General features: G+C 56.4%; 2 protein-coding genes. One reads left to right on the top strand and one right to left on the bottom strand.

The window, feature by feature from the left end; all coding sequences use genetic code 11:
• Positions 1–321: 321 nt before the first annotated feature.
• Positions 322–1125: a Coq4 family protein gene (locus tag V7665_RS13565; RefSeq protein ID WP_335665066.1), complete on the bottom strand. Its 804-nt coding sequence runs from the start codon at positions 1123–1125 to the stop codon at positions 322–324.
• A 156-nt stretch (positions 1126–1281) separates the two neighbouring features.
• Between V7665_RS13565 and V7665_RS13560 the strand changes: the two genes are divergently transcribed.
• A partial coding sequence (locus V7665_RS13560; RefSeq protein WP_335665065.1) for a nitroreductase family protein occupies positions 1282–1760 on the top strand: 479 nt, incomplete at its 3' end.

The following is a 1760-nucleotide window of genomic DNA, read 5'->3' as shown; positions in this document are numbered from 1 at the left end:
AAGTTTCTTCCGCGACTGGATGGAGGACTGATCCTCAGGCTCCTCTGACCTGCTGCGACCTCCCCATGCCCGCGGCACAAGGAGGCTATTCGATTTTGACAGTTACGTCCTGACGGCCCCAAAATTGTATCATTTGTGATATCTCTTGCCCAATCCTCGCTAAAGCGATGCTTTGAGGAGGGCGACCGCACGCAGCATGGCCGAGGGATAACTATCCCGATTGAAAACCGTCACCCCAGCGAAGGCTGGGGGCCAAACCGATTTAGCGCATCTAACAGGCCTTGGGTTGGATCCCAGCCAGCGCTGGGATGACGGATATATTCAAGCCGCCTGCGCCAACATATCATAGGGATCGATATTACGAGCCCGGAATTTCTCATGCGCTTCATGATAGAAATGCGGCGTCTTGATATGCAGCCGCTCGCGCAAAGCATCCAGCGGTTGGGCAAGGAGCTCGGCGATATTCTCTTCGTTGATCTTGGGGCAGGCCTTGCCCATTTTCTGGCCCTCGCGGATCGCCCTGAATATCGGCGCGTCGCTCTTGACCTGTTTCGTCATGTTCAGACCAGCCGCATAAGCGATGAAGACATTGCCCAAGGAAGGGTTCTGACCATAAGTGAAGGCCAGCACACAGGCTTCACCCAGCGCATCGCGGCCATAGCCGGTCAGCACGTGCAGTAAATCATGGGTGTCGCGCTGGCGAAATCCATACCATTCGACCAGGTCGCCATATTTGCGCGGGCTGAACTGGTCATATTCGGCAATCAGTCCTGCCGCGCTCAGCCCTTCTTTTTCCATGAAATCGCAATAGGCATGGGCGAGGCTGCCCGCAGGCATCTGCCGCAGGCGATCATGATCGTCGAGCAGGGCCGCAAGCTCCGGCTCGCTTTCCAGCAGGGCCTTGCCCTTGGCGCTTTCGACAAAGGCTTTGGCATCCTTGCGGAAGCCGGGGCGCGGCAAACATTCAAAAATATGGAACACCTGTGAGGTGTCTTCCTTGTCCTTGATCAGTTCGCGGAAATGATGGAGCGCTTTCAGGGGACGAAAGCGGGCTGCCGGGCGATCGGAGTGCACGAATGGCTTTTGCGAATCGCTTGGCGCGGAGAAGTTGTGGCTGATTTTCATGGGCCCTGTCTGACGGCTATTAACATCTATGTCAATAGGGGATAGATGCTTTCCTACAGGAGACGGCTGCGCTATCCAGATTGTCTGACTATTTCGGCCTGTCAAAAGGCTTTCTTGGCCCGAACTTTGACGAACTTTGAAACGGGAGACGGAAATTTGCAGCCGCATGACACCCTGCCCTATACCGAACTGCCGGACTATTCGGACGCCGAACGAATCGCCCGGTCCAGGGCCTTTTACGACGCGATCAAGACCCGTCGAACCTGCCGCTATTTTACCGATGACGCGATTCCCCGCGCGGTCATCGAAAATGCGATTCTCGCCGCTGGCACCGCGCCCAATGGTGCCAATCACCAGCCCTGGCATTTTGCCGTGATCGAAACGGCGGAAAAGAAAAAAGCCCTGCGCGCCGCCGCCGAAGAGGAAGAGCGTGCATTTTACGACAGCAAAGGCAGCGACCAATGGCTGGAGGCGCTGGCACCGCTCGGCACCGATGCCGACAAGCCATTTCTCGAGACTGCGCCTTATCTGATCATCATCTTCGGCCAGCGCAAGGGCGGCATGAACCCCGGCGAGATGAAGCAGAATTATTATGTCAACGAAAGCGTCGGCATTGCCACCGGCATGCTGATCAC

Source organism: Parasphingorhabdus sp., assembly GCF_036964675.1.
In the GTDB taxonomy this organism is placed as follows: domain Bacteria; phylum Pseudomonadota; class Alphaproteobacteria; order Sphingomonadales; family Sphingomonadaceae; genus Parasphingorhabdus.
The sequence above is the reverse complement of the archived record's forward strand: the minus strand, read 5'-3'. Positions and strand labels throughout refer to the sequence as shown.

What these genes read in the sequence shown, in the direction of transcription:
- V7665_RS13565 (WP_335665066.1), bottom strand. Translation starts at nt 1,125, where the DNA reads ATGAAAATCAGCCACAACTTCTCCGCGCCAAGCGATTCGCAAAAGCCA.